Raw genomic sequence first — 24,751 nt, 5'->3', positions numbered from 1 at the left:
AGCTTTGTGTCTTGTTACTGCACGGGCGTTGCAGTATTACTGCATCAGCCTTGCAGTACCACTGCAACCCGGGTTGCAGTGGGTGGATTGCGTCAGATGGGTTGAATATGAAAGACCGATCCTCCGTCGGAGGCCAGCGGAAGGGTGATTTTATCCCTGTAGGTGATCTCCTTAACCTCTTTTACGAGTTTGTTCGAGTCTATATTCGTATCTTCAGCATCTTTATAGATCGTTATCTTATATTTCTTGTCCTTATCCAAGAACTTGAGGTCTACATCGATACTGCGTGCTTGGCTGTTATTGATCGTACCGACAAACCAATCCTCTCCCTTTTTGCGGGCGATCGTTACGTATTCATTGACGGAAGCGTTCGGAACGACTGTTTGGTCCCAAGTCGTAGGCACGGCTTTCAGGAACTCGAATCCCGGTTGTCCCTCGTAAGCCTCCGGCGTATCGCAAATCATGCCGAGATAGCTCTCTAATACCACGTACATCGCTAACATATGGCAACGGGTACTCATTACGTAAGGGTTACGTTCTTGGTTCTTGAACTTATCCCTTGGCAAAGAGCGGAAACCACCTAAATGATAATCTGTCGCTCCCGCTAATAAACGGGTAAAAGGCATATGGATGTCATGATCCGCATCGGTATCCTTGTCCCATTTACAATGCTCATAATTAAGCGTACCCTCGCGGGTGAACTCATTGGGATAGGTACGGTTCAATCCAGACGGCTTGCAAGCTCCGTGGAATTGCACGAATAGATGATGCTTGGCCGCCTTCGCCAAGAACTCTTCTTGGATGCGGATCATCTCTTGATCGTCTCGATCCATGAAATCGATCATCATGCCGGCGATTCCCCATTTCTCGAATTGGGCGAAAGCCTCGTCTATCTTCGCGTACAGAGGTTTCCAGTTGGTCCATAAATGGATACGTACGCCTTGGCTCTTGGCGTAATCGCAAATCTCCTGCATATTGAGGCTCGGAACGACTTTCAAGATGTCCGCTTTCGGGCCCGGAGAACCGAATCCGGCTCCATCCTCGTCATACCAAGCTTGCTCGGCGTTCCCGTAGATCGAGTGATAATCCAATCCGTTACGGGCTACGAAATCAATGTAATATTTATTCGTGGGTAAATTGTTTCCGCCAAGGAAAGTCGTATCCGGAACGACATTTCCGTTCCACCACGTAAAAGTAGTCTTACCCGGCTTAATCCAAGACGTATCCTCTATCTTACAAGGCTCATTGAGATTCGTAAGGATATTGGACGCTATCAAGGAACCGATTTGATCGCTGATCATCAAGACCCGCCAAGGGGATTGATGGGGTAGGGATGCCTCTACCTTGATACGCTCTTGTCCCAGTTTAGGTGATAGTTTCCCGAGAAGAGCCCCGTTTTCTTTCCATAGGTACATACCGGCGTAATCACGAACCGCCGCCTCGGTAATCGCCATATAAACATGGTTCGGGAAAGAGAACAGGGCGGGCATATCCATCAATCGTTTATTATCCATGTCGGCATAATCCGTGACCGTATATTTACCTTCGTGGGAACTTTGGTAGTTGGGGAGGAATAAAGTGGTTACGCTCGGGTTACCTTGTAGGTTGAAGCTGGTTCCCTCGTCATACATGATATACGAATCCCATCCTTTTTGCTTCGGAAACTCATAGCGGAAGGCGATACCGTCATCGAAAGCCCTTACGACCAGATTAATCTTGCGAAAAGGCTGAACGGTTTCCTCTAGCGGGATGATTACCTCTTTGGAAAGGCTATGTATATGTTTCGCCTTACCGACGATCAGCTCATAGGTCTCTTCTTTCGTGCTGAACACCGGCCTGCTCATCTTCAGCTTCTCGCCAAATGCCCCGTTATCGAATGTCAATGTCAGCGGGGAGTCTTGGATCAGCATTTGCTTATTGAACTCTATGTTATATACCGGACTTTTTTCCGTTAGGGCCAGCGAGAACTTGATCTTGCCATTCGGCGAGGTCAATCGTACGTTCTTGTTCGCATAGATAGAAAGGCTGAGTAGCGTGAAAAATAAGATTAAGTAGATAGATTCTTTTTTCATGGATACTGATTTTATGTTTCAAAGATAATGCTTACTAATTAAAATTCCCTCTTTCTTTTGAGGGAATTCATCTAGTTGTAGAGACGGGGCGTGCCCCGTCTCTACAATTAGGGGAGTTTAATTAGGTGTATTTTGGGGGTGGATGAGTTGCTTCAGCAAATCTTTAAGATGAATCGTTTCATTCTTGACCAATGGATGGGCCCAATAGGAAATGCTTAAGATATAACCGAGCGTGATAAACAAGAAGAACATAGAGTAACGTAGCCCGATCAGATCTCCAAGTCCACCAATGATGAACGGAATCAATGCCCCACCGAAAATACCCGTACACAGGATACCGGAAAAAGCCCCATGATGCTTATCCACGGAGTTAAGGGCTAAGGCGAATATCACCGAAAACATGATCGAGATCGAGAAGCCGCAACAAGCGAAAGCGATAATCGCTACTTGCGTAGGACCGAAGAGCGCTATCGCTAAATTAAGGATCGCTATCATCGAGAAGATACGTAACATCAGCTTTGAGTCGATTAACTTAACGATCACCAATCCCAACAAGCAACCGATGGACATCAATCCCCAGAACCAAGCAACCGTAGTAGCCCCGGCTCCTTCCGGGCTGACCCCATGATACATATTCAAGAAAAGGCTCATCCAATTCGCCAATCCTTGCTCGGTTCCCACATAAGCGATAATCCCTAAGAAATAGAATATAACTTGTTTTTGCCTGAGCAATTCCTTATAATTTTGTATCGTTCCCGCCTTCTCATCTTCCTTTAATTCTACTTTCGGGAATTTGACATAAGAGATAACCACTAACATGATGACAAAAACAATCGTAAAGATAAAATAGAGCGAGCTCCAAGGTAAGCTCTCCGGCGTTATCCCTTTGAGGAAACGGATGAAGAAGTCGTTTGCCGAATCCTCACCGGTTAATTTCCGCATAAGTCCGGCCAAGACGAACGGGCTCATGAAAGAAGCGGCCCCGAATACGATCTGGGCCAATACCTGATTAAAGGCATATTTTTTCTCTCCACCCGCCTCACGCATCAAAGGCAATATGATCACCTGTAGCATCGCCATGCCCAGACCGATAGCGAAAAGGGAAGTTAATACGATAGGGTAGGTCGGGAACATGACGAAAAGCCCCGCACCCAAAAATGCCAGACTGAAAGCGATCAATAAGGAAATCTTTCCCCCGAAACGCTCGATGATCATTCCTGCCGGGATCGACATGATGCCATATGCCAAGAAAAATGAGAACGGTAAGAATGCGGCCAATGTCAGGCTCAGCCCAAAACTATCGATAATCATCGGTAGCATAGGGCCTAATATATTGGTAACAAAAGAAATGACAAACCAAATACACAAGATGAGGAGTACGATCCAATTATTCTTATTCATGATAGATAGATTCAATGATTAAACACCAATGCCGCCGCCCCGAGGCATCCGGCCTTATTTCCTAATCGGGCAAGCTCGATAGTCGTGAAGTACGAGGTTTCCTTCATCACGTATTTCCCGACCTGCTCCCGTATATTGTCAATGTAGAAATCTCCGGATTCCGAAATGCCTCCGCCGATAATCACCTTTTGCGGAGCGAAAATGTTGATAAGGCTCGCTACGCCTAGGGACAGATTCCGGAAATGATCCTCCATAGCGAGTACGGCCTCTTTCTCTTGAGCTTTATAGCGCTCTACTATATATTTTCCATCGATACGGGAAGGTATCTCCCGTCCGTTCTTCTCCAATAATTGCCGATATAAGGCGATCAACGCACTTACGGAAGCGTGTGCCTCTAGGCAACCGGACGCTCCGCAAGTACATTGATTCCCATTCAGACCATGAATAATTAAGTGCCCAAGTTCGGTGCCCCGGTTCCGGTAGCCGCCATAAAGCCGGCCGTTCAAGAACAAGGCGCCCCCTATGCCGGTACCCACCGTCAGGAAAACGATATCGGAGAGACCTTTAGCCGCCCCATATATCACCTCGCCCAACCCCATAAGGTTTGCGTCGTTGTCGATGAATACCGGTAGATTAAATTCCGCTAACGCAAGATCCAATTGTTGGTTATCTAGTTCAGGAAGATTATTGGCAAAGAGAACCACCCCATTATCTACTACGGAAGGTACACCTATGCCAATTCCGTAAATCCCCCAATCCCGGGAACGGGCGTAGTCTGTCATTTTCCGTACGATACTTTTTATGGTATCGGATAATGGGCGTGGATTCTCTTTTGATTGTGTGGTTTCCGACGATTCGTAAAGAATGTCGCCATTCTGGTTCACAAGAGTATATTTTATGCTTGTTCCTCCAATGTCTAATGCGATAGCGTATTTCATGATAATTGTAAAAGCTTAATTAGAACTATGCGCCGCTTCCCCGTCGATCAGGCAAATCACGTTCGGGTGCAGCCACAATAAGGAGGCCGGCAACTCCGTCGAGATCTTCTGTTCAAGGAAAGCTTGAGTAATCTCCCTTTTCTTTATCCCGTTGATAAGAAGGATAATCAGGCGTGACTGAAAGATATTCGCCATGCCCAATGTCAGTCCGTATCCCGGTTTCTCCGTATCCCCGGCGATCATGGGATGTTGCAAGGATTTCTGGGACAGATGAGCCACATGGCAATTCGTATGCAAGGAAGGAGCCGGCTCGTTCAAGGCGATATGGCCGTTCATCCCTATTCCTAATATACAAATGTCGATAGGGCCTTTTTGATCCAGTATCTGTTGGATCCGCTCACATTCCGCCTCAGGGTTCTCCGGATCGCTTTGGAACGCTATATACCGGTCTTCCGGGATTTGAAGCGGACCTACGAAATAGTTCCGTAGATACGACTCGCACGTACCCGGGTGGTCCATCGGGATTCCTCCCCATTCATCAAGCTTTAGTACCGTGAATTGGGAGAATAATTCCGGTTGGCGACCGGCTTCCTCTACCAGCAACTCATACATCCGGGTAGGAGAGCCCCCAGTGGCGGCACAAAGCGTAAGTGCCTTGTGCTGCCCTAACTCTGAGGTAACAATCTCTTTTGCCTTAAGGCTTAATGCCTCATAAGATTGACAAATCTCTATTCTCATACGATTTTAGAGCTCTTTGATTCGGATATTGCGGAAGCAAACACCATAACCGTGATCTTGCATACCGATGTAACCCGGTTGTTTTCCGCATTGTAGCATCAAGTCGTAAGCTTCCGGGCATTTCTCCGGACTCGTGCTGAACTTGCTGAACTTACTATGATCCACTAACGCGCGCCATACCGGTGTACCGAACTGGAATTCCAGCACTTTCACGTCGTTCATGTAATGGATCACGCGTTGGTTATAGACAACGATTCTCGTCTTGTTCCAGTTTCCGTACGGTTTTACGGGTTGTGGATCCGGCATAATCATGTCATATACGGCACCGGCCTGACGGTTACCGTCGCAACCTTCCCATGCGTCCGGCATATTCTCGTTGTCGAGTAACTGATATTCTGGGCTGGAGTAATAAATAGGTGTACCCTCAATTTCTTGCGCTGTATAGAAGATACCGCTATTACCGGCCTTGTCGATCTTCCATTCGATCTCGAAAACGAAATTTTTGAACTTCTTGTCGTAGATCAAGTCGCCGAAGCCCGTGTCTGCCTTATTGTCGCTACCTTTATAGGTGATCGATCCGTCTTCAACCACCCAACCTTGGGGTACATCCTGACGGCAATAGCCGCGCCATCCGTTCAAGGTCTTGCCGTCGAACATCGTGATCCACTCGCCTCCCGTAGGGATACCGTCGCTATCAAGGGCTTGGGTTTGGGCGGTTTGCGTTCCGGCATCGTTGGTATTACCGCCGGAGGTACATGACAAGGCCGATGCGAATAAGGCTACGGCCATAATACTGCTATAAATCTTTTTCATCGCTATTATGAATGTTTGTTGTTTGTTAGAAACTTGTTAGATAATTATTAGGAATTTGTTAGGTTCCTGTTAGGTTACCGTTAGATTCCTGTTAGCTTTTATAACTTCAGGTCTTCCCATCCATCGCGGTATTTCCGCTTGATGAATTGGTTCGCCTGCTCGAAATTGGTGATACGCATATTCGCTCCATCCCATAGGAAAGTCTTGTTTCTTCCCGGATAGATGAAGCCTTCACGCTCTCCGTAGATCGAGTCGTTATGTTTCACTTGTTCCCGGATATTATGGCTCCGTAAGATCAAGTTACCCATCAATACGGTCTCCGTCAACGGACCGGCGTATCCTTCGAACGGAGATTCTACGTCCGCCTTGTCGTACCCTGCGATACAAGAGTCGATCCATGCCCAATAGTGGCCATTCGTACCCCCTTCGATACGTTTATATTTATGAGGAATGTTCACGTCTTTGTCGAATAAAGGTTTCTTGTTCGCCTTTACCCCCTTCGGCCAGAATCTTGGATCGGAACCACCCCAGCCGCAAGAAGCCATACCTTTCGTACCTACGAATACGGTTGCGCCTTCCACGTCCATCATATCCAAGTCTCCCATCGTGCAGGTCATATCGGCATCTGGGTCGATCTCCTCGAAACGTTCTGGCATGATACCGCCGTCCATCCAATATAGGCTCAAGTCGCTTCCGTCTTTCTTCTTGAATTTATAACGGATCGAGCTGGCTACCGGGCAACTTTCAGGATAATAGGCTTCTTCGAAGATTCCGGAGTAAACATTGGTCGTGCTGCAAGAAACCTCGGTCGGATAGCCTAATTGAAGCAATTTGAATGGAGGGCCGATGATGTGGCAACCCATATCTCCAAGAGCGCCTGTACCGAAACGCCACCAACCACGCCAGTTGAACGGAACCAAATTATCCACATAGTCTACATACTCCGCTGTTCCTAACCATAAATCCCAATTCAAGCCTTTAGGAACAGGCGGTTTCTGGTTCGACCAAGGAATACCTTGCGGCCATACGGGGCGGTTGGTCCAGCAATATACTTTCTGGATGTCACCCAACAGATCTGCCTCGAGCCATTCACGAAGGGTACGCATACCGTCGCAAGAGTTACCTTGGTCACCCATCTGGGTCACGACCTTATATTTCTTGGCAGCCTCGGTAAGGATACGTGCCTCGTAAATATCGTGCGCGATCGGTTTTTGCAGATATACGTGCTTACCCATCCGCATAGCGCCGAAAGCTTGGATCGCATGGTTATGATCCGGGGTGGAGATACATACGGCATCGAAGTTCTTGCCTTCCTTCTCGTACATCTCACGGAAGTCGTTGAAATACTTCGCCTTCGGGTAGGTCTTGCGAGCGTCGACAGACTGACGGTCATCCACGTCGCACAGACAGGTGATCGCCGCGTTCTTATGCGGCGTATTCATTAAGCTACCCAAATCGGCGGCTCCCATACCGCCGCAGCCTATTTTCGCGATATAAAGCTTATCGCTGGGAGCTACATGTCCTAATCCCGCTACGGTAAAGCTGGGCAGGATCGTAAGGGCGGCAGCGCCTGTGGCTGCCATCCCAAGGAATTCCCTTCTAGAGATTCCAGTTGGACTGGATTGTTTATTTACCTCTTTCATAAATTTGTTCATATTATGATTAATAATTGAATTGGGGTCTAAAGAATTGATATTAAAAACAGACTGATATGATTAGAATGCCGGATATCCCGGGTTCTGAACCAAATTATTGTTCTTCTGCCAAGCCTTGAACGGGATCGGGAAGATCTTACGATATTCCGGAGTCTGTTTCGGCTTCATATATCTCGGTTTCAGATAAGTCCCGAAGCGGATCATATCTTGGCGGCGGACAAATTCGAATGCCAACTCATAACCACGCTCGTTATAAATATCATCTAATGTCACGCTCGTGTAATTATGATCGGAATTACCATAAGCCCTTTCCCGGATAGCGTTTACCAGACGAGTAGCTTCACCGAGATCCCCGCCCATGCGAACCAAGGCTTCCGCTTTCATCAGGTATACATCGGCCAGACGGAAAATAGCGATATCGTTCTCCATATTGGTATTTTGCATGCCTTTCTCATATACCCACTTATTGATACGTGCGCCGTCTTCTTGGTGAACCTCGCCCCACGGGGTTAAGTTACCGTCCGCATCGGTTTTCTCTGTTCCCGCTACTACATTTAAGTCGATCGTATGGATCAAGTCATGTCCTAGGGTCGTTTTCAAAATCTCTCCCGTGCTAGGGTCGATCATCGGGCCGATCAAGAACGAACCTTCGTAACGAGGATCTTCCGTATCAAATGTACGAACAAAATCCGGTTGGGCGTTGATACCGTTCCACATACCGCCGGTGAAACCTAATACATCGGGATCCAGATAATGTAATGTCCAAAGATGGATAGAGTTGCCCCACTCATCGGATGCCTTGTAGCAGATCGGGAGAATGATCTCTCGTGATACCTCGTTATGAACCTCGAAATTGGTTTTCCAATTCGGTTCGATGATATATTCGAGTTTCATGATCTCGTCGCACTGCTCCACAACACCTTTCCAGTTCGGTTCACCGATCCATTCCTCGGCGTTGAGGTACATCTTCGCCAATACCATGCGGGCTGCACCTTGCGTAAACTTACCGTAGCTGGCATCTGATACATCGGAGCGCAAGTTCGGGATGATCTCGGTTAATTCCTTAACCACATATTTATAAATGTCCGCACGGCTTGTGCTGGAGGGTAAGGAGGTATCCTCAAAATCTGTCACTAGTGGAGCGTTACCGAAGATATCTACGATTACATAATACCAGAAAGCGCGTAATCCTCTTAACTCGGACAAGTATTGAAGCTTAAGCTCATCGCTCATGGCTTCGCTTTTCTCTATAATATTATATACGGAGTTAACCGTAGTTAGGCCTCCCGTACAATAATCCCAGCAATTTTCTACAGAGTAAGAGTTCGGTTTCCAGCTATGCATACATTGTTCCATATACTGTCCACCGTCCCACCAGTCACCACCTACACGTGTCGGTGCCATCAAGATATCGGCTGTCATATCGGCCGCCCCCCAAGGACCGTCGTAGGCTAGCATATTTTTCAAAGATTGATATGCCGGAGCCATGATTGCGTTGATCTGCTTTTCCGTTGTCCCGAATTCGTCGGTAGGAAGTTTGTCGTATACGTTCTCGTCCAAATCCATGCAAGAGACAAGCGCTACCGGAGCGAGTACGGCACATATTATATTTTTGAATAATCTTTTCATGATCGTTACTGTTTATGTATTAGAAATTCAAGTTTAATCCAACAGAGAATGTGCGTGCCTTCGGATAAAATTCACGAGGTTCTACACCCGGGGTTAAACCGTCTCCTGAATCCATAGGGACTTCGGGATCAAGACCTTTATATTTCGTGATAACGAATAGGTTTTGTGCCGTGAAATAAACACGGATACCGTTCAAAGCTTTGATCTTATAACCTAAAGTCAAGTTGTCGAGACGCATAAAAGATCCTTTCTCTAAATAATAGTTGGAGAATCTAGGAGTTTCGCTTAACGTATAGGTCAATGGATCGTCCAGCGCATTCGTTCCCGGCAGGAATCCGGATTGAGCGTATGCCATGCGGGTCGCGTTCAATATATCATTACCGATCGTTCCACGCAAGAAGAATGATAAGTCAAAATTCTTGTAACGGAAAGAGTTGGTGATACCGTAAGTCAATTTCGGCTGTGCGGAACCGATGTAGTCGTAATCCGCCGGATCGGAAATCTCGCCGTCGCCGTCTTTATCTACCAAGATATATCTACCGTTCTCGTCAATACCGTTACAAACCAAGCCATAGAATTGTCCGATAGGACGTCCTTCTTCCAATACGTGCGTACCTCTAGAGCTTCCACCCCGGATGAATACGTCACCTAATAAGATCTTATCCATCGTGAATACATCGTTGGATAAACGAGTTACCTCATTTTCATTGTGAGCCAAGTTCAAGGAAATGTTCCAGTCGAAATCCTTTGTGCGGATAGCGTCTGCGTTCAAACTCAACTCGATACCCGTATTACGCATATCACCTACGTTTGCCATGATCTTATTATATAAATAAGGAGGGGTTGGTACCGGATAGGTATAAAGCATGTCAGAGGTCTTTTTGTTATACCATTCGATACGACCTCCTAGGCGGCTATCCAATACGGAGAAATCAAGTCCGATGTTCAACATCGCTGTTTGTTCCCATTTTAGGTCCGGATTGGCGTTCTGGCTGATCTTATAAGAAGGCAACCAAGAACCGGTATCATAATATACACCATCTGTGCCGTAAAGCTCGAGGGTTTTGTAGGGGTCCAATCCTGTTTGATTACCAGTGATACCATAACCGACACTTAACTTTAAGTCGTTAAGCCAGTTTACTTTTTCCATGAATGACTCTTGGGTGATATTCCAACCCACGGAAACGGAAGGGAAGGTACCCCATTTGTTATTCGTTCCAAATTTAGAAGAACCATCCCGGCGTACGGTAGCTGTCAACATATATTTCTCATTGAAGCTATAATTGGCTCTTGCGTATAAAGAGATCAGGCGACTTTGCCATTTTTGAGACTCTGCGTCTCCCGGATTCAGATTTTGTCCTGCGGCTAAATTGTTAGCACCTAATAAATCAGTGACGAAACCACGGGTCTGTACGTGAGTCTCCTCATAATTCTCTTCTTCCCAAGAATAACCGATCAAGGCATTGATCTTATGCTTATTGAACTCTGCCGAGTAATTGGCGGTCCATTCCATCAAATCCTTATCACGCAATCTCGACCAACGTTCGGCCTTACCGCCATCGTTGTAGCCGGCTTGAGACTCGATGCTACTGTATTTACTCTCATCTTCCGTGTTCCGGCTTTTAGCTAAAAGAACTTTAGCCTCTAAGCCATCGATAATTGTATAACCGACATCAGCGGTTCCATAGAAATTATTGATGCGGTTCTTATGTGTATTCTCTTTCTGGTTACGTACCGGGTTTCCTTGGTCGTATTCACGTGTGTCGAACCAAGATCCATCCTCTAGCTTAACCGGACGTACGGGAATCATATTGTAGGCAAGCAAGAAGTTTGTCGTATTTGTCGGTGCGTTATCCGTAACGGTAGCCACGCCGGTGATGCTTACTTTCAAACGATCCTCCAGCGCACGTTGGGAGAATTGGAAACGGGCGTTGTAACGGTTCATGGAGTTATCGCGTGCGATACCTTCACGTTGCATATAAGAAAGGGAACCTCTATAGTTATGGTGTGAACCACCTCCTGATAAAGACACGGCATGATCCTGTTGGAAACCGATTCTCGTGATCTCGTCGAACCAATCCGTGTTCGCTCCCATGTCAAAATCCTTACCATCCTTACCCGGGGTAGAGGAAGTATAGCTACGCCATTGGTCCGCCGTCAGCAGATTCGGCTTGTTGGCCAAGGTAGATACACCGAACGCTCCATTATAAGCGATGGTCGGTTTGCTGGCGTAACCTTTCTTCGTAGTGATAAGGATAACACCACCCGCTGAACGGGAACCATAGATAGCGGCTGAAGACGCATCTTTCAAGATAGAGATAGATTCGATATCCTGCGGATTAACCGTAGACATGTCCATGCCCGGTACATTATCGATAACAACCAACGGACCTTGGTCCTTTTGCAAGGTTGACATACCTCTTAATTGAATCGTCGAGTTGCCCGTTACGTCGCCGGAACCCGTATTGATCGTTAAACCTGCCACCTTACCTTGTAACAAATCCGCTGCGTTACGAGTCAGACCTTGGTTGAAATCCTCAGCGGTCACATTGGTGATAGAACCGGTAATCTCACGTTTTGTCTGTGTACCGTAACCTACTACGACTACCTCGTCCAGTTTTTGAGTGTCCTCTTTCAGGTTTACATTGATCTCGTTTTTGCCGCCTACCGGTTGCAACTGTGTCATGTAACCGATATAGGAAAACTCAAGGGTCGCGTTTGAGGATACTTCCATCATGTATTTACCGTCCAGATCCGTAATCGTACCGTTGGTCGTGCCTTTCTCGACAACGTTAGCGCCGATAATAGCGTTTCCTTCCGCATCTTTAACGACACCGGTAATACGTTTTTTAGTTTGCTGGGCGACAATGTTTTTATTAAATACATTGATATTCCGTCCTTCGATCGAATATTTCAAACTCGTGTTGCGTAGTGCTTGCGATAAGATATTTTCTATGGACTTATCGGTTGCGTTCACGCTCACTTTTACGTTCTTTACGTCAGAATCCACATAGAAGAATAAGAAATCGCTTTGTTTTTCTATAATAGCGAATAGATCGGTTAGCGGGGCCTGATCTGTCTTCACGGAAATCGTTACAGATTGTGAATAGGAATTAGTCGCTACCGCTTGGAACAGTGTCAAGAAAAGTAAAATAAAGGACATTTTTAGGACCGAGAGCATTTTTTTTAAGTCTTTGGACCTAAAAGACCTATAATACGAAACATTTTCCATATTTTTGTACTGATAAAAGGTTGATAATATGCGTCTGCCACAAAATTTGGTCGTGGAGTAGCAGAAGCAGGAATTAATTCTTTTTAATGGGGCCGGCTGTATTTTTGCAGCCGGTTTTGTTTTTTTGAAAGATATGATCCGTGTTATCTCATAGGCATTGCTTGTTTTTTTAAGATGTGTTGATATTTTTATTTTATTGAATATAGTAAGTTCCATCTCTTTGTGACCATTTGATCGGCAAACTGCGAGATATTACTTGTAAAATCTCCTTTAAAGATTGATCCTCGCTGAATGTTCCGGATACAGTGACATTCGGGTCCAGCAATCTCTTGTTTTCTATATGGATCGGGATCTCGTATCTTTTCTCAAGCTCATTCAGCAAGGTACAAAGCGCTATTGATTTATACTTTAGCAAGCCGTCTTTCCATGCCAGATTTTCTTTTGCGTTGACGGATTGGATATCAATCTTGTTCGTTGAACGGATGAATGTAAGTTGCTGGTTGGGAGCGAGTAAGACTTGTTGTGTCGGGCTTTCGAAACGGATAGACCCTTCCAGCAGGACGGCTGTGATCTGATCCTTCCCTTTATCGGCTTTTACACTAAAGGTCGTTCCTAATACCCGTATGGAGGCATTTCCCATATCGACGATGAAAGGTCTTTCCGGATTTTTCGCCACCTCGAAATAGGCTTCTCCTTCCAAATTAACCTTTCGCTGATCCGTACCGTATGCGTCAGAGTAGGTAAAGCGACTATTCCGGTTCAAAATGATCTTCGTACCATCATCCAATGTAAAATGAGATTTATTTTTATCGGTTATATAGGTATAGAATTGCTGAACCTTCCCTTCCCGGGTATTTAAGTGCGTCGTAGCGAAAAACAGAACAAGAAAGGCGATTGCCGCCGCAATGGGAGTAGCGATGAAACGGATCAGCCTCAATCTCTTTTGCCTGCTTTGATCGTCGATCTTCTTTCTCAAATTATCGAGGGACACATTAGGCATTAAGGAATGGCTGAACGAGACTTCCGCATCCCAATAACTCTTTAGCAACCGAAATTCTTTTTTGTTCTTTTCGTCTGCGTTCAGCCATTCGCTCAGCGAAAGAAAATCTTCCGAGGAGCTGTTGCCACTTAATATCCTTGTGATAATATGATCTATGCTATTCTCCATTTTAAGTTGTTTCTATACTAATAGTCGCAACCAAATTTGAAAACCCTTAGTGGGAGCATAGATTTTTTACTTATTTTTTTCGTAGCTCATACACGAGTTCTTTGTATTCGGGGATCGCGTTGAATGAGGGGCATTGTTTGATCCATTCATCCGGCGAGATCGTCCCGTCTCCGTTTAAGTCCTCCGAGAGATCCCGGTGCCCACAGACCCATGAGCCGGGAAAGCAGATTAAGAGATGCCGGATCAAACGTAACAACGAGGTCTTTTGAGCCTGTGTGCGGGTATCCCGTGGCTGTCCGGTGATGTCCAGTCCACCCTCGTAGCAAATCCCGATGCTGTGTTTGTTGTGTCCTCTCGCATGAGCCGGAATTTGCTCTAGCGGGCGCAGGTTCACCACTTCTCCCGATTTACGGATGTAGAAGTTGTAACCGGCACGGAGGAATCCCCGTGCCTTGTGGTCACTCTCCAGTTGCTTCGGGCTATAGTCCGTATTCTCACGGGTTGCCGAGCAATGAATCACGATCAGGTCAATTTTTCTCATATCTCGTCCGGGCTTTCGCTATCAGAACCTGCGCTCTTTTTCGTAACCTCCAGAGGCTCGAAATTCACCTCATTGCGGGTAGTCCGCAGGGCCGAGCCCGGGAAAAAGATAATACGTGCCCCCTTTATCTTGGTGGCGTCGAAGTCCTCGGGCGTATTCGTTCCTTCGGAGTTAATAGACATACGGAAGTTTCCAAATTCTCCCAATTGCACCACGTTGCCGGAGGAAAGTTCCAGATCCATCGCCCAGTTTAATGAATCGAGCACCGCTTTCACGTCCGCCGACGAAAGCGTGGAGCGAGAGCAAATCAGTTTACATAATTTGTTGAGGTCCGAAGTCCCCGACGTTTTAGCGATCGCGTAGTTTTTTACTGAGTCTTTCTCTGCGCCGTTCAATACCTTACGCTTTACTACTTTAAATTTCACTGCCATAATTTTAAATTTTAAAAGGTTAATTACTAATGACAATGCAAAGATAGACCCTCTGAAAAACGGGAATCGGCGAGTGTCGGTGAGTGTCGGGATATGTAAGTAGTAGTCGGTTTACTTGTTATTCTGGTATTTTATTACGTAATTTGCGTTACGTGAATTGCGTAATGCAAATAAGGTGCTGAATATGAATAATCCTTTTTTAATAGTTGGTTATCAAGGTCCAGAATATTTTTGTGATCGGGAGAAAGAGACAGAAGTGATTTTATCCGCTCTTCATAATGGGAGAAATATCACGTTGGTAAGCCCTCGCCGTATGGGAAAGACCGGTTTGATCAAGAATGTTTTTTATACGCTACAAGAAAAGGAGAAGAATGCCAAGTGCTTCTACTTAGATATTTTCTCTACTCAAAATTTGCGTGAGTTTGTCGCTTTGTTGGGAAGGGAGATCTTAGGTAAGCTGGATAGTCTCTCTCAATCTACGCTGAAGACCTTGCTTTCTTTTTTTAAGAGTTGCCGTCCCGTGATAACAATGGATGAGTTATCGGGCATTCCGTCTGTATCCTTGGATATCGTCCCTTCGAAAGAGGAGGAGACGCTGAAGGAGATTTTCGACTACTTGCGGCAGTCTGGAAGAGAATGTTATCTGGCTATTGACGAGTTCCAGCAAATCATGGAATATCCGGAGAAAGGGGTGGAAGGCCTATTGCGTTCTTATATTCAATTTTTGCCGAATGTTCATTTTATCTTTTCGGGGAGTAAAAAGCACTTGATGGAATATATATTCTTCTCAATCAAGCGCCCCTTCTATCAATCCACCCAGAAATTATTTTTAGACAAGATCAGCAAGGAGGTGTATTTTTCCTTTGCCCATTCTTTCTTCGAGAAGGAAGGGAAGGAGCTTCCGGAAGAAATATTTGATAAGGTGTACACATGGGTAGATGGGCATACTTGGTATGTGCAATATCTTTTGAACCGTCTCTTCGCTTTACCGGAAAAAACACTTTCTCCGGAGCTTCTTGATTCTCTCATGATGGAGATCTTACGGGAAGAAGAATATACCTACCAGACTTATTTCCAATTGTTGACATTTAATCAAATCCAGCTATTGAAAGCGATCGCCAAGGAAGGGATCGTCCGGGAGGTCAATGCTGCCGCCTTCATCAAAAAGTATGATTTGAAGGCGGTGAGTAGCGTGAATACTTCCTTAAGGATATTAATAGATAAGGAGTTTATATTGAGGCAACCGGATGGGTATATCGTGTATGATAGGTTCATGTCTATTTGGCTCAGCCGGATATGACAACGGATGAAAAATATTTAGTTGACACAGTTCGCTCGTACTACCAAAAATTATTCCATTAATATTATGATGGGATTATCTTCTTTGCCCAAATGCCAAAATATTTGTTCTCTTTTTTCTACACAACACGATCAGTTGATTTGTGTCTTCTCCCCAACTTTCGAACTGTTTTTGCAAGGTAGGGGATAGGGTGCGTTTCTTATCCTTTATCCATTGCGCTAGGTCGAACCATTCCATGGTCGTAATGTATAGGTCGTTAGTACTCCAACGAGGCCAGAAATTGGGGCCACCTAAAATATCGTCGGTGATTTTCATCCCGTCCTCATTTTTCACAACAAAACCCTCCCTCTCTTTTTTATCGTAAATCACGAATTTGTAATCATTCTCATTCTCTCCCCGTTGAGTCTGCTTTTGCCTGACTGCGGTGAAAAAGAAGTAACGATCGTCTTCCTCCAATCTTGGTATATTCCAATAATTAATCGCATTTTTGTTATATGCGTCCTCGGAATACCAAGCCTCGTACTCTATGGGCATCTGGTATTTACCCATATCTAGATAGAGATAAGGTCTCCATTTTGTTCCCGATAACTGATATACGGTATCTCTTGACGAGCGGGTTTTCATATAAACATTCTCTTTATATTTCGAGAATTCTCTCAATTCAGAGGAGGAGACAAAAGAAAATCCCTCGTTGAGACTCTCTATCCCATAATTCGGATTGGGCATGACAGTAACGGTATCACCCGCTAAACTCAATGCGCAAGCCATATATTTATCTATATGCATACAAAGATTACAAGTCCATAATACAGAATCCACAAAGACTATATTAAAAAAGTAATCATTAATTTTCTCCTTCCGAAGAAAATTTCCATCGTAATCATAATATAAGATCTGTTGCGTATCCGCATGGATGATCTCTTTTCGAGTAGGATTTATATCTATGCCTAGAATATAGAGATATTCGTCGGGTCCTTGTCCTTGACGGCCTATCTGTTTAACGAATTCACCGGTTCTTGTAAATTTGTAAATTCCTTGCCTTGTGTGAATCAACCAGAAATTATCACCGCAGACAATGTTTAAGATGCGGGAGATTACGATATCATGTGGAGTCTTCAACTCTAAATACTCAATGGTATCGGCTATCTCGGAGATTTTCATCTTTTGCTCTGTCTCTATGCATCGCTCGAAAAGTATGGTTCGCAACTTATCCGGATTCTCTGGGTTTCGATTGCATCCTACCGTTAAAAGTATGCATATCGCTGAGATTGTGATTATGGCTTTCATGTTTCTTTTATTTTGTTTTCAATTTTCCTATAAAGACGATACAATTATCATCATCGGTAATTCGATTATTCAACTCTTTTACTTTTCTCAACACCTCCGGAGATAGTTTTTGATTGGAAATCAAAACTTTTTCCAATTGCTCTTTTAATGCGTAAGGTTCCATGATCGCAGTGAAATAACCTCGATTGAAGGACGGATTGGTAGGCCCATCTATATTCCCTAGCATATTCCATTTCAAATTCACGAAACAACCTTTAAGGCTTTGTTTGTCTACTAGGATTTTCGGGAAACGGGGTAACTCATTATTCCAAGAGGTTTGCGTATACCAAGTGACTAGAAAGTGATTGGGCAGCTCCGTGAAATAATGGCAGATCGGCTCATGACCCGTATGCATCGTAAAAACAGGGTGTAGCGTATTCGAGTCTATGTCATAATGATAAAGTGTGTCTTGCGAGGCTATACAATTATGAAGATAGAAGTCGGAAGCGTTGGTATTCAAGGACTCCCGTGCCTCATAATCGTAAGTGCTTGGGATCAACATGAATTGGTCGGAGACCGGATATTCTTGGATGATATTGCCTTCGAAATCCTGTGTCCAGATCAATGCGGTGGGAGTTCCCTGAAAAGGTATGCACATGACGGTTACTGTTTTTTTCTCGTCATTGATAACAAATCGTCCTTTATGGGTTATATAGGCCAGAGGAATGTGTTTTTGTGGCTGCCCGTCGAGGTCAAACACTAATATCTTAGAGGCACGAATCTCCATTAGATAGATTTTATTATTATTTTCATCTAAATACTGATCATAAATAGATAAGTTATATTCATCCGGCCCTTGTCCTTGGGAGGAGATCTTTCTGATGAAATCCCCATTACGGTTATAGAGCTTACAGGAAGAGCCTGCCCTAAAAGATTTCACTAAAATATAATGGTCACTCACGGCTATATGGGTATCTTGTCCTGCGGCGGTCAGTGCGTCTTCCGAATTTTCTAGGCGAATAACTTGAAAGGAAGATAGCAAGGAGCTTAATGGTAAATTGAATGTATCCTTTACGGAAGAAAAGTCTAAATTAGTCACCGGATCTCCTTGCAGATTAATAACCTGTGCTATGACCGGGCAATTATCCAAGGTCAACTTTCTGGATACATTTGTCTCTTTATTTCCGCATGAGGAAACAACCGTTAGTAACGTGATCGATACGTAATATATGATTTTATTCATGCGTTTTATTATTTAAACAATGAATATTACACAAGTTGAATCATTCCATGAAAATGGAATGATGATTTGTGTTTACAGAGTCCTCACGACAAACATATACTTCTTCCTGTATATAAGCAAATAATATCTCCGATATTTTCGTAAAGGTGTTGTCTAGCATTTATTGAGGCTCTTTTTGTTGGTAGTAAAGCCCTCTATGTTCACCTCAGATCGTTCCAATGCCTTATCCGGATGACGGCATCCTTCGTGTTGGCGTGATTCCCTATGACCACCAGCTGATGAATTGTTTTCCATCACTGTTGATATTTTTTTACTTTTTAGATTTCACCAACATTACCACCCGATTGTCATCCTCTTCCAATGTCGCGGCCACTTCTTTTAGTTTGCCTTTCAACTTTCCCTTTTGATAGTCCCGGCAAAGATCGAAAGCGTTCAGGGTAGCCCATGATTCACCTTGGGCATTGATAGGGGTCAGCATAACCATATAGAATTCATTTTTAGAAGTATAATCTCCATTGTATATAATATACCTAGAAAACTCCTTTTCTTGGGTATCATACACAAAGTAGGTTTTAGGGAATCCTTCTTCTTTCCTGAAATCATATACGTTTTTTATACCTTCCATGAAATAATAGCGATTGGATATCAACCTCGGAATCAAGAACACTTCCGGATCCATGGTATGGATAGGTGGCGTTCGTGCGATAAACGGACGTAAACTGCAATCGGGCATCAATGTGTAGATCGTATCTGATGAGGGTTCTAATAGAATCCAATTACCATTAAACGGAGTGATTCTGCTGTAAGATCCCGGTCCGGCAGCTCTTGTACTATTTTCCATCCGTAAGACTTGAAAAAAGTACTTCTTCTCTTTAAAGGAAGGTCTTATTTCCTTGGTTATGCTCCCGTCCTGCTTCGATACGAGCAGGAAGGGTATCTCAGCATTGATTTCATCGTAACAAATCAGATTTTCTTTGTCATAATTGAATATTTCCCAATAGAACTGAGAGTCACCTTCTGTTTTCTGCTTCAAACTGCGTTTAAAATTTCCCTCTAAATCATAAACCTTTATTCTTTTCTTATAGTGATCATTTATAAATATTTCATTGTTTTCTTCGTCCAACGTAACACATCTAAAATTTATATATTCTTCCCCTCCTTGTCCTTTACGGTTTATCTTACGGATGGCCTTTCCGCTCCGGTCATATACGAATATATTCCCATCATTATTATAATTTGCCACTATTATGTATTTTTCACCAACCGCTTGTACATATCCCTGATTAATAAACTCATCGTTTGTTTCCAGAGGAATGTATTCCACATCCATGAAGTCTTGCAGTACCAGTTCTTTTTTGGTTGAATAACTTTCATTTACATCTACGGTAATAAACTCATCGGTCGATGAATGACTGCCTCCACACCCTGTCACTACAAACAGGATGGTTACTCCTATAAAACTGAATGTTTTCATTTGCCTATTATTTTATTTATTGTTTATTCCGCTATTTTTTTACATGACATAGGTTAGAACGTCTTTTCTTTTGCTCAAGGTTATACATTTATTCTTTTCTGTTTCCAGCTCTTGTTCCAGACGTGCTTTTTCTATGGAATCATGCGATAACTCATAGCGTTTGGATAATAAAGCCGCTTGTTCCCACTGTTTTTGTGCCAAGGCGCTATCCGGATGTTGGGGCATTAATCTCTCTACCTTCTGGAAGATTGAAGGGTGATGGTTTGGCCTATCACAAGAAATAAAATAGGTTAAGCCTAGTATTAAGAGGTAAACAAAGGTTTTTCTCATAAGTCCATTATATGTAAGGGGTAAAAGTAATAAAAAAATTTATACTATCACCTACCGTTTTCTTATTTCTTAATAGTTCCTTTTCTCCTTATATTTGTAATCCACCCCGAATAGGGCGCCGGCGAAAGTGGAGACCTCACCGAAGCCGATTAATACGGAATTATGGATCTCTCCCGTGGGGCTACACCAGAATCCCATGAACAGCAGCGAGAGGCCGGCTAGGCATAACATCACGGCTACTGTTAATTGTATATTTATTCTTTTCTGATACTTATTTCTTTTATGGTTCATAGGATGAGTTTTTATTTTGTCGAGGTCGTTTTTTTGAGAATCACGATGAGGGCAAGGCCCGGCGCTAGCCATAGCCACCAAGGGGTCGCCTGTCTTTTTCGCTCCTTGCTCTCCTGCGATACGTGCGTGGCGGTACTGGTTTGCGTGGATCGTTGGGCGCTGGATAGGGAAGAGGTGTCTGTTGCCGATCGCCGGGATTGTTCTTGCAGGGTGGCGGTGGTCACGGACAGCGGATATTGCCGCCCGGAACTGTCGGGGGAAGAGAAGGTTACTTGGCGCAGGGTGGCCGATAGGTGATTCCGGCTGTCGCTTTTGGCTTGGCGAAAGAGATGGTCGATACGGATTGCCGAGAGGGAGTCTTTCTCGTGTTTATACAGCCTTTGCTTGTTATCTCGTGAAACCGAGCAAGACAATGCGGATAGGGTAATTAGCCCGATACATACAAGTTTATTCATCATTTCTTTTTTCCGCAAAGGTAAGAGACTGAAAAAAGGGCAGTCGGTCAGTGTCGGTCAATGTCGGGATTTGTACCCGAAAAAAAGACGTACGTGTTTTCGGAAAAAGTCGTACGTGTTTTTCGAAAAACATGTACGTGTTTTTTTGAGAACATTTACGGCCGTGATTCGCTCGAAAAAAAGAGTTGGATTACGGGAGAAATCACCGTTATGCCGTTAATAATGGAAAATTGATAATTGAGGCTTGGAAATTAAAGATTCCAATTCTCGGGGTCACCCATATGATCGACGATGGTCCGCACTTGCAAGGGCGTGTAAAGGCGGATGCCTTTACGATAGCCGATGGCTTCGAGGGCAGACAGTAGCTCCGGGTCCCGGCGGATGAAACGGGTCAATTGTGTGGAGGCCGAGGAGGGGAGTACGTTCGGGAAATATAAAAGGGCCAACTCTTGATGGCCATAGATTCTATTCGTGTTCATGGTGTTGCTGTTTTTGTTTTTTTAATCTTAAATACTCTTCATACGTGATACCACTCGAGGAGGGGGTGGTCGTGGCGGGAGCTGCCGTGTCCGGTTGCCGGTAGCGGACGCTCTCTTTCCGTCGCTCGTCCATGAATTGCAGGAGCGAGGTCGTGATGGTCAAGGCATCCACCGATCCGTAGAAGCGTCCGTACCGTCCGCATTTCAGCCGGTGGAAGAAAAGGAGTATCTCGGAAGCCTTTAAAAATGGGTACTCTGTGAGAATCAAGGCTGACAGCTCTTTTTGGCGGCTGACGGGCATTTTCTCTTTTACCCCCGCGAACAGGTTTACGTTCTCCAGCTGGATGCAGATCCATACGATAGCTACCGGTTCACCGTAGCCGACGGCTATCGTGGCCAGCGTAGGGGCCGTGCCCGTATAGGTCCGCTCCGGGTGACGGGCGGCGGCGATCTGTAGATCGGGGGTGAATATCGATAGGAAACCTTGGGCGTCTCCGTATCGTTTACGCATGTCGGCTAGCGCTTGTGGCGTTGGCTGCCATTTGGAGTAACTCGGCTCTGCGGCCTGCCTCTCCGTTATCATTTGAGGTCGAATGTTCATTTCTAGCTTGAATTTTTGTTACCGTGTTTGTTTTATTTCCTTTTCCTTTTCCTTTTGGGGCTGTTTCTGTCGCTAAAACCGGGGTTTCTGTAACAGGAACCGATATTTCTACCGTAGAAATAGGGGCGGTCTCTTCCCGGATTTCCCATTCGGGGGAGATACGGGATATGCTCCGCTTGTTGATTTCCCGATAGCGGGATTGGATTCCGAAAGATGTGAGGATTCCTTGCAGGGCGAATAGTTCCTGATTAAATAATCGGATCTCAACACAAAATCCGATGATCTCACGGATCTGTTCTTCCTTCAGATTGAGCGTAAATCCGATATCAAAACAGAAATCGTCCGTGTATCGGATGTAATATCCCGTGGTGCCATACGCTTCACACAGGATCGCCATGTAGGTGGAGAAACCTTCGCATCCATAATTTTGAAATAAGCGACGTATTTTTCGATCGGACAGCATATCGGTGTCCAGTGGAAAATAACTTAATCCTTTCTTGATTGGTCTCGACATAATTTTTTAATTTAGTGTGGCATTCAGATTAGTTTCCCGTACGAGGGATGAAGAAATAGGTTTAAGGTTCGGCTAACAAACTCGAAAACGAAATTCGACACTCTCTTCCAACTCTATTTTGATGCGAACTTAGTTATTTTAGATGAATATAGACTCTAAATAGGGTATCCTATATTATAATGTACCCGATATCCGTTGCCGTAAAAAACTTGCAAAATAATGCCCGATAAATTTGGACCGTATGTTTTATAGCATTACTTTTGCACCCGCATTCGAGAGAGAACGGCGCTTCAGAAATGATGGAAACGTGGAGGTATCCTTGGGTAGGGGATGAGGTTGGCTGGGCCAAGCGATAATTTCCAACCGCCCGGAGATCGACGAGAGAAAATAAATCGAGAATTTTTCACCGAAAAATTTGGAGATTAAAAAAAAGTCCTTACCTTTGCAGCCGCAATCGAGAAACGATAGCGAGAGAGTTCTTTGAGAGATTTACATAATTCAACAAGTAGTACAAGTATTAGGAAAATTAATTTTCCGGATTGATACCGTCAAAGAAGTATGACTTTGGACTACAATAACGGATTCCGGAGCGAGGACATAAAACAATTTAAACAACGAAGAGTTTGATCCTGGCTCAGGATGAACGCTAGCGACAGGCTTAACACATGCAAGTCGAGGGGCAGCGGGGGTAGCAATACCCGCCGGCGACCGGCGCACGGGTGAGTAACGCGTATGCAACTTGCCTATCAGAGGGGGATAACCCGGCGAAAGTCGGACTAATACCGCATGAAGCAGGGGCCCCGCATGGGGATATTTGCTAAAGATTCATCGCTGATAGATAGGCATGCGTTCCATTAGGCAGTTGGCGGGGTAACGGCCCACCAAACCGACGATGGATAGGGGTTCTGAGAGGAAGGTCCCCCACATTGGTACTGAGACACGGACCAAACTCCTACGGGAGGCAGCAGTGAGGAATATTGGTCAATGGGCGCGAGCCTGAACCAGCCAAGTCGCGTGAGGGATGAAGGTTCTATGGATCGTAAACCTCTTTTATAAGGGAATAAAGTGCGGGACGTGTCCTGTTTTGTATGTACCTTATGAATAAGGATCGGCTAACTCCGTGCCAGCAGCCGCGGTAATACGGAGGATCCGAGCGTTATCCGGATTTATTGGGTTTAAAGGGTGCGTAGGCGGCCTTTTAAGTCAGCGGTGAAAGTCTGTGGCTCAACCATAGAATTGCCGTTGAAACTGGGGGGCTTGAGTATGTTTGAGGCAGGCGGAATGCGTGGTGTAGCGGTGAAATGCTTAGATATCACGCAGAACCCCGATTGCGAAGGCAGCCTGCCAAGCCATGACTGACGCTGATGCACGAAAGCGTGGGGATCAAACAGGATTAGATACCCTGGTAGTCCACGCAGTAAACGATGATCACTAGCTGTTTGCGATACAGTGTAAGCGGCACAGCGAAAGCGTTAAGTGATCCACCTGGGGAGTACGCCGGCAACGGTGAAACTCAAAGGAATTGACGGGGGCCCGCACAAGCGGAGGAACATGTGGTTTAATTCGATGATACGCGAGGAACCTTACCCGGGTTTGAACGCATTCGGACCGAGGTGGAAACACCTTTTCTAGCAATAGCCGTTTGCGAGGTGCTGCATGGTTGTCGTCAGCTCGTGCCGTGAGGTGTCGGCTTAAGTGCCATAACGAGCGCAACCCTTGCCACTAGTTACTAACAGGTGATGCTGAGGACTCTGGTGGGACTGCCAGCGTAAGCTGCGAGGAAGGCGGGGATGACGTCAAATCAGCACGGCCCTTACATCCGGGGCGACACACGTGTTACAATGGCGTGGACAAAGGGAAGCCACCTGGCGACAGGGAGCGAATCCCCAAACCACGTCTCAGTTCGGATCGGAGTCTGCAACCCGACTCCGTGAAGCTGGATTCGCTAGTAATCGCGCATCAGCCATGGCGCGGTGAATACGTTCCCGGGCCTTGTACACACCGCCCGTCAAGCCATGGGAGCCGGGGGTACCTGAAGTCCGTAACCGAAAGGATCGGCCTAGGGTAAAACTGGTGACTGGGGCTAAGTCGTAACAAGGTAGCCGTACCGGAAGGTGCGGCTGGAACACCTCCTTTCTGGAGCGAAGGATTCCGTCGCTGGCCAAGTGTCGGCGATGTCC

The 24,751-nt window shown here is 45.2% G+C and carries 22 protein-coding genes and 1 rRNA gene; 2 read left to right on the top strand and 21 right to left on the bottom strand.

All coding sequences use genetic code 11. The features are described 5' to 3' along the window. Nucleotides 1-92: 92 nt before the first annotated feature. The 11 genes from DWY79_RS01935 to DWY79_RS01885 form a co-directional block, all read right to left on the bottom strand. Nucleotides 93-2,072 carry a glycoside hydrolase family 97 protein gene (locus tag DWY79_RS01935; protein WP_122144390.1) on the bottom strand — a complete coding sequence of 660 codons (1,980 nt, stop codon included), beginning with the start codon at nt 2,070-2,072 and terminating at the stop codon, nt 93-95. A gap of 117 nt (nt 2,073-2,189) precedes the next feature. Then, a complete protein-coding gene (locus DWY79_RS01930) occupies nt 2,190-3,473 on the bottom strand; it encodes an MFS transporter (RefSeq protein WP_122144389.1) in 1,284 nt (427 codons plus the stop codon). Between the two features lie 11 nt (nt 3,474-3,484). After that, the gene (locus tag DWY79_RS01925) at nt 3,485-4,411 is read right to left on the bottom strand and encodes an ROK family protein (protein WP_005863941.1); all 927 of its coding nucleotides are present in this window, start codon (nt 4,409-4,411) and stop codon (nt 3,485-3,487) included. Nucleotides 4,412-4,426: 15 nt separating this feature from the next. Further along, nucleotides 4,427-5,149: a galactosamine-6-phosphate isomerase gene (locus DWY79_RS01920; RefSeq protein ID WP_057317643.1), complete on the bottom strand. Its 723-nt coding sequence runs from the start codon at nt 5,147-5,149 to the stop codon at nt 4,427-4,429. Between the two features lie 6 nt (nt 5,150-5,155). Beyond that, a complete protein-coding gene (locus tag DWY79_RS01915) occupies nt 5,156-5,962 on the bottom strand; it encodes a DUF1080 domain-containing protein (protein WP_005863943.1) in 807 nt (268 codons plus the stop codon). Between the two features lie 98 nt (nt 5,963-6,060). After that, complete coding sequence (locus DWY79_RS01910; protein WP_036611143.1) at nt 6,061-7,605, bottom strand: Gfo/Idh/MocA family protein; 1,545 nt, start codon at nt 7,603-7,605, stop codon at nt 6,061-6,063. Nucleotides 7,606-7,677: 72 nt separating this feature from the next. Further along, nucleotides 7,678-9,246 (bottom strand): RagB/SusD family nutrient uptake outer membrane protein, encoded by a 1,569-nt coding sequence (locus tag DWY79_RS01905; RefSeq protein ID WP_008773297.1) that lies wholly within the window; start codon nt 9,244-9,246, stop codon nt 7,678-7,680. Nucleotides 9,247-9,265: 19 nt separating this feature from the next. Further along, nucleotides 9,266-12,409 (bottom strand): SusC/RagA family TonB-linked outer membrane protein, encoded by a 3,144-nt coding sequence (locus tag DWY79_RS01900; RefSeq protein ID WP_122368746.1) that lies wholly within the window; start codon nt 12,407-12,409, stop codon nt 9,266-9,268. Nucleotides 12,410-12,671: 262 nt separating this feature from the next. Next, on the bottom strand, nt 12,672-13,646 hold the full coding sequence (locus tag DWY79_RS01895) for a FecR family protein (protein ID WP_122368745.1): 975 nt from the start codon (nt 13,644-13,646) through the stop codon (nt 12,672-12,674). A gap of 70 nt (nt 13,647-13,716) precedes the next feature. Next, the gene (locus tag DWY79_RS01890) at nt 13,717-14,187 is read right to left on the bottom strand and encodes an N-acetylmuramoyl-L-alanine amidase (RefSeq protein ID WP_008773299.1); all 471 of its coding nucleotides are present in this window, start codon (nt 14,185-14,187) and stop codon (nt 13,717-13,719) included. Further along, the gene (locus tag DWY79_RS01885) at nt 14,184-14,618 is read right to left on the bottom strand and encodes an HU family DNA-binding protein (protein ID WP_005863956.1); all 435 of its coding nucleotides are present in this window, start codon (nt 14,616-14,618) and stop codon (nt 14,184-14,186) included. The genes DWY79_RS01890 and DWY79_RS01885 overlap by 4 nt, the downstream gene beginning before the upstream one ends. A gap of 184 nt (nt 14,619-14,802) precedes the next feature. Here DWY79_RS01885 and DWY79_RS01880 point away from each other — a divergent pair, with 184 nt between their 5' ends. Beyond that, nucleotides 14,803-15,918 (top strand): ATP-binding protein, encoded by a 1,116-nt coding sequence (locus DWY79_RS01880; protein WP_005863959.1) that lies wholly within the window; start codon nt 14,803-14,805, stop codon nt 15,916-15,918. A gap of 75 nt (nt 15,919-15,993) precedes the next feature. Here DWY79_RS01880 and DWY79_RS01875 read toward each other — a convergent pair whose 3' ends face one another. From DWY79_RS01875 to DWY79_RS01835, 10 genes are all read right to left on the bottom strand, one after another. After that, nucleotides 15,994-17,205: a 6-bladed beta-propeller gene (locus DWY79_RS01875; protein ID WP_008773300.1), complete on the bottom strand. Its 1,212-nt coding sequence runs from the start codon at nt 17,203-17,205 to the stop codon at nt 15,994-15,996. 7 nt (nt 17,206-17,212) lie between these two features. Further along, complete coding sequence (locus DWY79_RS01870; RefSeq protein WP_122368744.1) at nt 17,213-18,427, bottom strand: 6-bladed beta-propeller; 1,215 nt, start codon at nt 18,425-18,427, stop codon at nt 17,213-17,215. A 153-nt stretch (nt 18,428-18,580) separates the two neighbouring features. Next, nucleotides 18,581-18,721 (bottom strand): hypothetical protein, encoded by a 141-nt coding sequence (locus DWY79_RS22540; RefSeq protein ID WP_005863964.1) that lies wholly within the window; start codon nt 18,719-18,721, stop codon nt 18,581-18,583. Nucleotides 18,722-18,737: 16 nt separating this feature from the next. After that, on the bottom strand, nt 18,738-19,901 hold the full coding sequence (locus DWY79_RS01865) for a 6-bladed beta-propeller (RefSeq protein WP_048926877.1): 1,164 nt from the start codon (nt 19,899-19,901) through the stop codon (nt 18,738-18,740). 39 nt (nt 19,902-19,940) lie between these two features. Beyond that, nucleotides 19,941-20,231, bottom strand: a complete 291-nt coding sequence (locus DWY79_RS22465; protein WP_005863966.1) for a hypothetical protein — start codon at nt 20,229-20,231, stop codon at nt 19,941-19,943. 69 nt (nt 20,232-20,300) lie between these two features. Beyond that, entirely contained in the window at nt 20,301-20,522 is a 222-nt protein-coding gene (locus DWY79_RS01855; protein WP_005863967.1) for a hypothetical protein, read from the bottom strand. Between the two features lie 11 nt (nt 20,523-20,533). After that, nucleotides 20,534-20,980, bottom strand: coding sequence for a hypothetical protein (locus DWY79_RS01850; protein WP_227713785.1), 447 nt, complete (start codon nt 20,978-20,980; stop codon nt 20,534-20,536). Nucleotides 20,981-21,228: 248 nt separating this feature from the next. Beyond that, on the bottom strand, nt 21,229-21,456 hold the full coding sequence (locus DWY79_RS01845) for a DUF4248 domain-containing protein (protein WP_005863971.1): 228 nt from the start codon (nt 21,454-21,456) through the stop codon (nt 21,229-21,231). After that, nucleotides 21,443-22,057, bottom strand: a complete 615-nt coding sequence (locus tag DWY79_RS01840) for a DUF6633 family protein (protein WP_087345024.1) — start codon at nt 22,055-22,057, stop codon at nt 21,443-21,445. The genes DWY79_RS01845 and DWY79_RS01840 overlap by 14 nt, the downstream gene beginning before the upstream one ends. Continuing rightward, the gene (locus DWY79_RS01835) at nt 21,960-22,571 is read right to left on the bottom strand and encodes a DUF4373 domain-containing protein (RefSeq protein ID WP_048926875.1); all 612 of its coding nucleotides are present in this window, start codon (nt 22,569-22,571) and stop codon (nt 21,960-21,962) included. The genes DWY79_RS01840 and DWY79_RS01835 overlap by 98 nt, the downstream gene beginning before the upstream one ends. 611 nt (nt 22,572-23,182) lie before the next feature. On the opposite strand from DWY79_RS01835, the gene DWY79_RS01825 reads away from it, so the two are divergent. Then, nucleotides 23,183-24,707, top strand: a 16S ribosomal RNA gene (locus DWY79_RS01825). Nucleotides 24,708-24,751 lie beyond the last annotated feature (44 nt).

Origin of the sequence: Parabacteroides sp. AF27-14 (genome assembly GCF_003635425.1) — a bacterium.
In the GTDB taxonomy this organism is placed as follows: domain Bacteria; phylum Bacteroidota; class Bacteroidia; order Bacteroidales; family Tannerellaceae; genus Parabacteroides; species Parabacteroides distasonis.
Note: the sequence above shows the minus strand (reverse complement) of the source record. Positions and strands in the feature narration are given on the sequence as shown.

What these genes read in the sequence shown, in the direction of transcription:
- DWY79_RS01935 (WP_122144390.1), bottom strand. Translation starts at nt 2,072, where the DNA reads ATGAAAAAAGAATCTATCTACTTAATCTTATTTTTCACGCTACTCAGC.
- DWY79_RS01930 (WP_122144389.1), bottom strand. Translation starts at nt 3,473, where the DNA reads ATGAATAAGAATAATTGGATCGTACTCCTCATCTTGTGTATTTGGTTT.
- DWY79_RS01925 (WP_005863941.1), bottom strand. Translation starts at nt 4,411, where the DNA reads ATGAAATACGCTATCGCATTAGACATTGGAGGAACAAGCATAAAATAT.
- DWY79_RS01920 (WP_057317643.1), bottom strand. Translation starts at nt 5,149, where the DNA reads ATGAGAATAGAGATTTGTCAATCTTATGAGGCATTAAGCCTTAAGGCA.
- DWY79_RS01915 (WP_005863943.1), bottom strand. Translation starts at nt 5,962, where the DNA reads ATGAAAAAGATTTATAGCAGTATTATGGCCGTAGCCTTATTCGCATCG.
- DWY79_RS01910 (WP_036611143.1), bottom strand. Translation starts at nt 7,605, where the DNA reads ATGAAAGAGGTAAATAAACAATCCAGTCCAACTGGAATCTCTAGAAGG.
- DWY79_RS01905 (WP_008773297.1), bottom strand. Translation starts at nt 9,246, where the DNA reads ATGAAAAGATTATTCAAAAATATAATATGTGCCGTACTCGCTCCGGTA.
- DWY79_RS01900 (WP_122368746.1), bottom strand. Translation starts at nt 12,409, where the DNA reads ATGTCCTTTATTTTACTTTTCTTGACACTGTTCCAAGCGGTAGCGACT.
- DWY79_RS01895 (WP_122368745.1), bottom strand. Translation starts at nt 13,646, where the DNA reads ATGGAGAATAGCATAGATCATATTATCACAAGGATATTAAGTGGCAAC.
- DWY79_RS01890 (WP_008773299.1), bottom strand. Translation starts at nt 14,187, where the DNA reads ATGAGAAAAATTGACCTGATCGTGATTCATTGCTCGGCAACCCGTGAG.
- DWY79_RS01885 (WP_005863956.1), bottom strand. Translation starts at nt 14,618, where the DNA reads ATGGCAGTGAAATTTAAAGTAGTAAAGCGTAAGGTATTGAACGGCGCA.
- DWY79_RS01880 (WP_005863959.1), top strand. Translation starts at nt 14,803, where the DNA reads ATGAATAATCCTTTTTTAATAGTTGGTTATCAAGGTCCAGAATATTTT.
- DWY79_RS01875 (WP_008773300.1), bottom strand. Translation starts at nt 17,205, where the DNA reads ATGAAAGCCATAATCACAATCTCAGCGATATGCATACTTTTAACGGTA.
- DWY79_RS01870 (WP_122368744.1), bottom strand. Translation starts at nt 18,427, where the DNA reads ATGAATAAAATCATATATTACGTATCGATCACGTTACTAACGGTTGTT.
- DWY79_RS22540 (WP_005863964.1), bottom strand. Translation starts at nt 18,721, where the DNA reads ATGGAAAACAATTCATCAGCTGGTGGTCATAGGGAATCACGCCAACAC.
- DWY79_RS01865 (WP_048926877.1), bottom strand. Translation starts at nt 19,901, where the DNA reads ATGAAAACATTCAGTTTTATAGGAGTAACCATCCTGTTTGTAGTGACA.
- DWY79_RS22465 (WP_005863966.1), bottom strand. Translation starts at nt 20,231, where the DNA reads ATGAGAAAAACCTTTGTTTACCTCTTAATACTAGGCTTAACCTATTTT.
- DWY79_RS01855 (WP_005863967.1), bottom strand. Translation starts at nt 20,522, where the DNA reads ATGAACCATAAAAGAAATAAGTATCAGAAAAGAATAAATATACAATTA.
- DWY79_RS01850 (WP_227713785.1), bottom strand. Translation starts at nt 20,980, where the DNA reads ATGATGAATAAACTTGTATGTATCGGGCTAATTACCCTATCCGCATTG.
- DWY79_RS01845 (WP_005863971.1), bottom strand. Translation starts at nt 21,456, where the DNA reads ATGAACACGAATAGAATCTATGGCCATCAAGAGTTGGCCCTTTTATAT.
- DWY79_RS01840 (WP_087345024.1), bottom strand. Translation starts at nt 22,057, where the DNA reads ATGAACATTCGACCTCAAATGATAACGGAGAGGCAGGCCGCAGAGCCG.
- DWY79_RS01835 (WP_048926875.1), bottom strand. Translation starts at nt 22,571, where the DNA reads ATGTCGAGACCAATCAAGAAAGGATTAAGTTATTTTCCACTGGACACC.